The sequence below is a fragment of the Muricoccus vinaceus genome (assembly GCF_042433125.1).
Lineage (GTDB): Bacteria > Pseudomonadota > Alphaproteobacteria > Acetobacterales > Acetobacteraceae > Roseomonas > Roseomonas vinacea.
Map to the genome: position 1 here is coordinate 95,606 of NZ_JBHLVZ010000041.1, position 7,817 is coordinate 103,422.

Consider the following 7,817-nt stretch of genomic DNA (forward strand, 5'->3'; position numbering starts at 1 on the left):
GTCTCCAGGGAAAAAGTAGGAAGAGGAATGGCAACGGAATGGGTCCCGTCCGTGTGGGGACGGAATCTAACAGGATCGCCAGACTGGCATCTGCGCTTGCAAGACTGTGAACTTTCACTGGAAGTGAACGGCCGCGTTCACCGGATCAACGTCGAGGATGAGGCTTCCTATAGACTCAACCGAGGCGTTTTCTGGACCGACATTACTCTTCACCCGGCCCAAGCACATAGAACGAAGGTCGATGGGCTGCCCAACGCTCGAGGGCTCGCCCTGACTCAGGCGCTGGAAGCCGCGCTCACCGACAAGCGCCTCCGAGAGAACACGGCATTTCTTCAGGGATCTCTTGGGTCAATCCGTCGCTGGTTGGAACATAAAACCGCGCAGGAGCGGGCCGCGGCAGCCGAGAGGCGCTGGTTCACCCACGAGATGCAGGCGGCCGTGGAGGCGGCTCGTCCAACGATCGATGCCAAAGCCATCCGTCTGCGGCTAGAGAAACCCGGTGTGAAAGCCCGGCTGGGCCAGGAGGCTAGCGCCCTAGAGCGCTCCTTGACCGAGTACGAAGCCGACCATCGGCGTTTCTGGAATTTACTCAACACTGCCCACAGCGAACAAGAGTTGAAAGCCTGCAAAGAATTGTTCGATCGGGTAGAGAGTAAGCCGCTGACTGACGAGCAAGCGCGGGCCGTCATTTGTTTCGACAACCGGGTCCAAGTGGTGGCTGCGGCCGGTTCGGGCAAGACGTCCACAATGGTGGCCAAAGCCGCCTACGCGATCCACCGGGGCTTTGTAGCGCCGGAGCGCATTGTCTTGCTTGCATTTAACAAACAGGCGGCCAAAGAACTTGAAGACCGCGCGGTGAAATCCTTCGATCGGCTGGGCATCCAAGGCATCTCAGTTAAAGCGTCCACCTTCCACGCATTGGGGCTCCAGATCATCGGCAAGGCCACGGGGGAGAAAGCGGATATTCCGGATTGGGCCACTGACGCCGCCGGCGGTTTCCGTAAGCTCACTGAAATAGTTGACCAGCTAAAGGACCGCTCCGCAAACTTTCGAACCCAGTGGGATCTTTTCCGGTTCGTATTTGGACGCGACCTGCCGGCCTTTGGGTCGCCGGGCACATCGGACGTTTGGGACGAACAGGGCAATGGACGCCGGCGCACATCCAATGGAGAATCGGTCCGCAGCCTGGAAGAGGTGATGATCGCCAACTGGTTATTCCTGAACGGTGTAAACTACGTTTACGAGCAACCTTATGAAACAAAGACTGCCGATGAGGATCATCGCCAATACAAGCCTGATTTTTATTATCCCGACATCGATCTTTATCACGAGCATTTCGCGCTTAATGCGCAGGGCGAGGCGCCAGCCCACTTCAAGGACTACGTCGAAGGGGTAGAATGGAAGCGCCAACTGCATCGTGGCAGAGGAACAGCGCTGTTTGAGACCACCTCGCACGGCATTCGTAAGGGCATCGATTTCAAACGAATGGAAGCCGAGCTGACCGAGCGCGGCGTGGTGCTGGACCCTAATCCCAGTCGCGAGATCCCCCTGAGTGGCCAGAAGCCTTTGGAGGCCGAGGAACTGACGGGGCTGGTGCGCACGTTCATTAGCCACGCTAAGAGCAACTGTTTGACTATTCCCTTGTTGCGCCAGCGTTTGGACGCCATGAGCGAGGATACCTTCAAGCACCGCCATCGGATGTTCCTGGACATCGCCGCGCCCATCCTAGAAGCCTGGGACGCAGCCTTGGCGGCAGAGGGCAGCATCGACTTCGAGGACATGCTCAATCTGGCAGCCGAGCACCTGGAGAGTGGCCGTTACGAGGCGCCCTACGAACTAATCATGGCCGACGAATTTCAGGACGCTTCCCGAGCTCGTGCCCGCTTGTGCCGAGCGCTGGTCCAAAAGCCCGGAAGGTTTTTGTTTGCCGTGGGTGACGACTGGCAGTCCATTAACAGATTCGCCGGCGCGGACGTGTCGGTAATGACGGGCTTTCAGGATTGGTTCGGACACGGGCAGCTTCTCAAGCTGGAGCAGACGTTCCGCTGCCCCCAGGCGCTGTGCGACGTCTCCAGCCAGTTTATTTCCAAAAACCCGAACCAGATCAGGAAACGAGTGCGATCGGCTACCCTCGCTATGGGACCGGTGCTCCAAGCATTCCAGGTGGACAGCAAGGACAAGCTGGCCGACGCAATCGACCAATTCGTTATGAAGTTGGCCCAAGCGGTTCAAGATGGGATCATCCCGCCTGCACGCGACGGGAAGGTTTCGGTTTATGTACTCGGTCGCTACAACGCCGACCGGCAATATGTGCCAGCCCGCAAATTCCGTTTTGAGCGTTGGGTGAATGTATCATTCCTCTCCATCCACCGCTCCAAGGGCAGCGAGGCCGACTACGTCATCTTGCCGGAGATGCTCAGTGTGCTTCGTGGGCGCAGCTTCCCCAACACCCGCGCTGACGACCCTGTGCTGGCGTTGGCGATGCCAGCCGGGAATGACTTCCCCCAAGGGGAGGAGCGCCGGTTATTCTACGTAGCGCTTACGCGAGCTCGGCGCAGCGTAGCAATGTTCACTGTCCGGGGGCAGTGCTCTAGCTTCCTCCGGGAGATGGAAGAAGACGGCGTGGTGGCGATCACCGACACCGACGGGGGGGCTATCCGGGAGGAACGCTGCCCCTCTTGCAAGCAAGGCATCCTCGTCGTGCGAACGGGTCCTTACGGTGAATTCCAGTCCTGCTCGAACTATCCTGCTTGCAGATTCAAACCCAAGCGGCGCAGGCACACCCAAAGTTTGTTCCAAAAGCGCGCAGGGCGAGCATAAGCCACTGCCGGTCCCTCCTACATCCAGTCGGTGCGATAGCCGGGCCGGGGTTACCGCACCAGGCTGCCGCCAGCTCGCGCACGCCGTCGGCGGCCGTGCGGAAGATTGGGGCGGGATAGGTGGGGTAGATGCCCGGCAGCGGCTGGTAGGTGCCCAGTAGGTCGCGTGCTGCGCTTGTACCGTCATGGATTGCGCGCTGATTGGTCCGGGCATTGTAGAGGTTGCACATGCTAGCAACGTAGCGCGCGGTATCGGGCTTCCTGTCTCCCGGCGGTGCTCCGTCCACGAAAAGCTGAGGAGGTGCCGATGCTGGTTGGGCAGACGAAACACGCCGGTCGAGACACGTGCCATGTCTACTTGCCCGCACGCTTAGCAGTCGGAGGGTCAGGCGTAAGGCGGCCAGCGCCACGCGCGCTCGGTCGTGCGCCGGGGAACGCCCTCCGGCGGCGGAGTGCCAAAACGAGCAGCTGCGTCGGGCCGCAAGGTCAGTCCAAAGCCGGGGCGGTCCAGCGGCGCGATCGTGCCGTCGCTCGGCTCGGGGTGTTCTTCGACGAGCAGGGCAACGGGTGCGACGAGGTCCTCCGCGTGCTCGTGGAATACGCCGTTGGGGATGGCGGCGATGCAGGCCACGTCCGTGAATGGGCTAAAGTGGGGGCAGACGGGCAGGCCATAGGCATCGGCCATGGCGGCGATCTTCAGGAACTCCGTCACGCCGCCGCACTTCACCACGTCGGCCTGCACCACGCCAACGGCGCCCTTCCCGATCAGCTCCCGGAACTCCCACTTGCCGTAGTGGTTCTCGCCGGCCGCGATCGGGATGCGCGTGGCGCGAGCGAGCGCGGCGAGACCGTCGATCTCGTCGGCGAGCACCGGCTCCTCCAGCCAGTATATGTCGAAGGGCTCGATCAGGCGGGCCAACTCGATGGCGGTGCCGACGCTCCAGGCGTTGTTGGCGTCGACGCAGAGGTCCGCATCGGGGCCAATCGCCTCGCGCACGAGGCGGATGCGCTCGACATCGCGGCGCGGGTCACGGTGGCCGATCTTCATCTTCACCATTGGAAAGCCGGCGTCCACGAAGCCGCGCATCTGCGTCACCAGCTCTTCGTCGGAGAGGTTCATGTTGATACCGCTGCCGTAGGAGGGCACGCGGTCCCGATAGGCGCCGAGCAGCTTGTGCAACGGCTGGCCAGTGATGCGGCCCTTCAGGTCCCAGATCGCACAGTCGAGAATGCCGATGGCGATCATCGGAGCACCGCGGCGGCCCTGGCTGATCAGGTTCCAGTACATCTTCTGCCAGAGGCGCTCGTGGTCCATCGGGTCCTCCCCGACGAGCACGGGCTTCAGCATCTCCTCGATCAGCACGCGGGTGAGCTTGCCGCCTGGGGCAGGGACGAGGCCGATATGCCCGCCATCGGTGAAGACTTGGCAGAAGTTGACCAGGGCAGTTCCCGGCAGGCGGCTAATCGCGTCCTGCTGCGGCCGGGCCGGGACGTAGAAGGTGTCGGTGATCCGGACGTCGGTGATCTTCATGGTGCTAGTCCAGGCTGATCCGGGCTTCCCGGACCACACGCGCCCATTTGTCGGTCTCTGAGGCGAGCCAAGCGGCGATCTGCCCGGGCGATTCGCGGCGGACGGGGAGATAGGCGGACTTCGCCCAAAGATCGACGACCTCCGGCTCCTCAAGAATCGAGGACACATCGGCGTTCAGGCGGTTCATTAGGTCGAGCGGCACGCCGGCGGGGGCAAAGAGGGTCTGGGTACTAACCGCCTCGAACCCGGGGAAGCCGGCTTCAGCCATGGTCGGCACGTCGGGCAGAGCAGCAATGCGGTTGGGGGTGGTTACGGCGATAGCGCGTCCACGGCCAGTGGTGATGATAGGGGCGGTGTTCGCACTGAGGCCGTTGAAGAGGGCGTCGAGCTCGCCGGTAAGGAAGGCGGTGTTGGCGGGGCCGCCGCCGCGATAGGGCACGTGCACTAGCTTCGTGCCGGCGAGATTATTGAACATCTCCAGCACGAGGTGAGGGCTGGTGCCGTTGCCCGCCGTGCCAACGTTGAGGCTGCCTGGCCGTGCCTTATCCGCGGCGACGAGGTCCGCGAGGGAACGGATGGGCGAGTTCGGCGGAACCATGATCACGAGCGAGAAGGTGGCTAGGTGGACCACCGGCGTCAGGTCCCTCGCGGCGTAAGGCAAGCGCGCGTAGAGGGACGGATTCATCGTGACGGCCGAGGAGTCCGAGACGAGGAGGGTGTAACCATCCGCCGGCGCCTTAGCGACAAGGTCAGCCCCAAGGATACCTCCGGCACCGGGGCGGTTATCCACCACGACCGGCTGGCCCCAGCTCGGCGAGACGCGCTGGCCTACGATGCGCGCCAGCACATCTGATCCGCCTCCGGGAGCGAAGGGGACGACGATCCGGACCGGGCGGGCCGGCCAAGCTTGCGCTGCGAGGGGGGTAGTCCGGAGGAGGGCGGCAGCCCCGAGCAATCCGGCGGTGCGCCGTCTCATGCGCGCGGTCATTGTTCCCTTCCCCTCCTACCAATTGTTTTGTTCCGAATACCTCTGCTTTCAGAGCCGGTAAAGGCGGCTGGATGGGCCAACAAAGAAGCTGCTGGCGGTGAAGCGGCGATTCCTCCTGCCAGAGAATGTTTGCGCCCAGTTCCTCTCCCTGCTCCAACTTTCCACGAGACAACTTTTCTCTGGTGAGTTGGAATCGCGTTTCTCCGTGTGTTCTGGCTGCATTTTCCGCATCTAGCCTGATGCTTCGAGTGCGGAACGAGCGGCGTTTTCTCTCTCCGGAGAGGCCGTTGTCTCCGAAGCTTGAGACTTGGGCGATTTAGTCTACAAGGTTCAGCGCCTTGTAATCATTACATCTTTGATCGGCGCTCCCGTCCGGACCTGGTAATGCTGTCGCCCAGGCGATTGCTGCTGCCGTATAAACACGCGCTTCACACCTAAGCCTTCACGTCCTCGCACGTCGCGCTACTCGCTTCGTCTGACCCACCCGCGCCCATGCTCGTCGCAATGCTCCGGCACTTCTCCTTGCCTTGAAGAATACAGCAGGCGAGGCTTTGCCCCGGCTTGGGGAGCAGCGGAAATGGCCTCAGAACGGCGGATTGATTTCTGGTTCTCCGTGGCGAGCACCTACACCTACTTCGCCGTCATGCGAGTGCCGGAAATCGAACACAGCACCCAGGTTCCCTTCCGTTGGCGGCCCTTCGATGTTGGCCGGATCCTGCGCGAGATGGACAACCGCTTCCTCAGGGGCAAGCCCGAGAAGTACGCCTACATGTGGCGTGACATCAGCCGCCGTGCCGAGATGTACGGGCTGCCCGCCAAGGTGCCCGTGCCCCATCCGATCAAGGCCTCGGACACTGGCAACCGTGTCGCCCTTCTCGGCTTGGAGGAGGGGTGGGGCATTGCGTACTTACAGGCCACCTATCGGCTCTGGTTCACGGAAGGACTTGAGCCGGGGAGCGAGCTGAACCTTTCCACCAGCCTGCGTGAGTGTGGGCAAGATCCGGAGCACGTGGTGGCTCGCGCAGAGGCCGAGGAGTTTGGCCGGGCGCTGCAGGAAAACACGGATCAAGCGCGGTCCCTTGGTGTCTTCGGGGCTCCGACATTCGCTGTTGATCAGGATCTCTTCTGGGGGAGCGATCGCCTCGATGACGCCGTGATGTGGTTCAAGCACGGCCGCCTGCTTGCCCCTGAACGCCGCATCTGACCGGACCGCCTTTTTCGGTCAGTTAGGGAGTGTAAAGACATGCGTCCGACAAGGCGGCAGTGCCGCGCCGCGCCGGATGCCCTACCGGCAAAAGGATTGTGGCCCCGCACAGTCAGTTTGCGTATCGTTTCCGAAATACTTGGGAGGAAACCGATGCGAACGACTCGTCGCTCGACGCTGACTGCGGCCTTCGCCGCACCCTTCGCGCTTCCTGCCGCAGCACAGCAGACTTGGCCGAACCGCCCAGTTCGCGTCATCGTTCCTTGGCCACCCGGTGGGTCGACCGACGTGCTCTGCCGGCTCCTTTGCGAGCAGATGCAGCAGAGGCTTGGCCAGACCTTCGTGCTGGAGAACCGGCCCGGCGCAGGCGGCAACATCGGCGCGGATGCCTTGGCCAAGGCCGCAGCGGATGGCTACAGCATGGCGCCGCTGACGCTTGGTGCCTGGCACATCAACCAGTTTCTCTACGGTAATCTCCCTTACAACCCGCAGCGCGACTTCCAGCCGATCTCCATGCATTGGGAATTGCCGAACGTCCTGGTCGTCTCGGCCCAGCACAACCCGGCCAACAACTTCCAGGAGTTCGTCGCCTGGGCGAAAGCACGTCCCGGGGGCATCAGTTACGGTTCGCCTGGCGTCGGCACCACCGCCCATCTCAGCGGGGCTCTGTTCACAAGCCGCCTCGGGCTCGAAGGCACCCACGTGCCCTTCCGGGGCGCGGCGCAGATTATCCCCGCAATGCTGTCGGGCGATCTGACCTGCGCGATGGACAATCTCGCGAGCTATGTCCCTGTGATCCAGGAAGGCCGCATGAAGGCTTTCGTGATCACCGGTGCGGAGCGCTGGCCGACCCTGCCCGAGGTCCCGATCATGGCGGAGGGCGGCGTGCCTGACTTCGTGGTGACGAGCTGGTGCGCCATGGCCTTCCCTGCCGGCGTCCCTGCCCCGATCATCGAACGGGCGGCGGCAACGATGCGCGAGATCGGTCAGGACGCGGCCGTGCAGGAGCGGTTCCTGCGTGCCGGGGCCAAGTGCGTCTGGAGCACCCCTTCCGACGTTCTCGCCCGTGTCGAACGCGAGCGGCCGACATGGCGGGAGGTGGTGCGGATCTCCGGTGCCCGCTTGGATTAGGCGAGAGATGCTCTGTTGAAACCCCTGGCTGGTCTCTCCGCCACGACCTCCTTGAGGGTGCGGGCCTCCTGACGGAGGTCCTGACCTCGTCCGTCGTGGCCGCCCGGGCCGTGTCCCCGGCCAGGCGGCGCTTGCCCGCTTCCA

5 protein-coding genes are annotated in these 7,817 nt (G+C 62.8%); 3 read left to right on the plus strand and 2 right to left on the minus strand.

Annotated elements, in window-relative coordinates:
* The first annotated feature begins 27 nt into the window (after window positions 1-27).
* Window positions 28-2,820 (plus strand): UvrD-helicase domain-containing protein, encoded by a 2,793-nt coding sequence (locus ACFFIC_RS15220; protein ID WP_377051793.1) that lies wholly within the window; start codon window positions 28-30, stop codon window positions 2,818-2,820.
* Window positions 2,821-3,204: 384 nt separating this feature from the next.
* Here ACFFIC_RS15220 and ACFFIC_RS15225 read toward each other — a convergent pair whose 3' ends face one another.
* Together ACFFIC_RS15225 and ACFFIC_RS15230 are read right to left on the minus strand one after the other, a co-directional pair.
* The gene (locus tag ACFFIC_RS15225) at window positions 3,205-4,350 is read right to left on the minus strand and encodes a mandelate racemase/muconate lactonizing enzyme family protein (protein ID WP_377051795.1); all 1,146 of its coding nucleotides are present in this window, start codon (window positions 4,348-4,350) and stop codon (window positions 3,205-3,207) included.
* Window positions 4,351-4,354: 4 nt separating this feature from the next.
* Window positions 4,355-5,326: a Bug family tripartite tricarboxylate transporter substrate binding protein gene (locus tag ACFFIC_RS15230; RefSeq protein WP_377051797.1), complete on the minus strand. Its 972-nt coding sequence runs from the start codon at window positions 5,324-5,326 to the stop codon at window positions 4,355-4,357.
* Between the two features lie 589 nt (window positions 5,327-5,915).
* Here ACFFIC_RS15230 and ACFFIC_RS15235 point away from each other — a divergent pair.
* Both ACFFIC_RS15235 and ACFFIC_RS15240 read left to right on the plus strand, forming a co-directional pair.
* On the plus strand, window positions 5,916-6,542 hold the full coding sequence (locus ACFFIC_RS15235) for a 2-hydroxychromene-2-carboxylate isomerase (RefSeq protein WP_377051799.1): 627 nt from the start codon (window positions 5,916-5,918) through the stop codon (window positions 6,540-6,542).
* 39 nt (window positions 6,543-6,581) lie between these two features.
* Window positions 6,582-7,673, plus strand: coding sequence for a Bug family tripartite tricarboxylate transporter substrate binding protein (locus ACFFIC_RS15240; RefSeq protein ID WP_377051801.1), 1,092 nt, complete (start codon window positions 6,582-6,584; stop codon window positions 7,671-7,673).
* Window positions 7,674-7,817: the final 144 nt, after the last annotated feature.

What these genes read in the sequence shown, in the direction of transcription:
- ACFFIC_RS15225 (WP_377051795.1), bottom strand. Translation starts at nt 4,350, where the DNA reads ATGAAGATCACCGACGTCCGGATCACCGACACCTTCTACGTCCCGGCC.
- ACFFIC_RS15240 (WP_377051801.1), top strand. Translation starts at nt 6,582, where the DNA reads ATGCGTCCGACAAGGCGGCAGTGCCGCGCCGCGCCGGATGCCCTACCG.
- ACFFIC_RS15230 (WP_377051797.1), bottom strand. Translation starts at nt 5,326, where the DNA reads ATGAGACGGCGCACCGCCGGATTGCTCGGGGCTGCCGCCCTCCTCCGG.
- ACFFIC_RS15235 (WP_377051799.1), top strand. Translation starts at nt 5,916, where the DNA reads ATGGCCTCAGAACGGCGGATTGATTTCTGGTTCTCCGTGGCGAGCACC.
- ACFFIC_RS15220 (WP_377051793.1), top strand. Translation starts at nt 28, where the DNA reads ATGGCAACGGAATGGGTCCCGTCCGTGTGGGGACGGAATCTAACAGGA.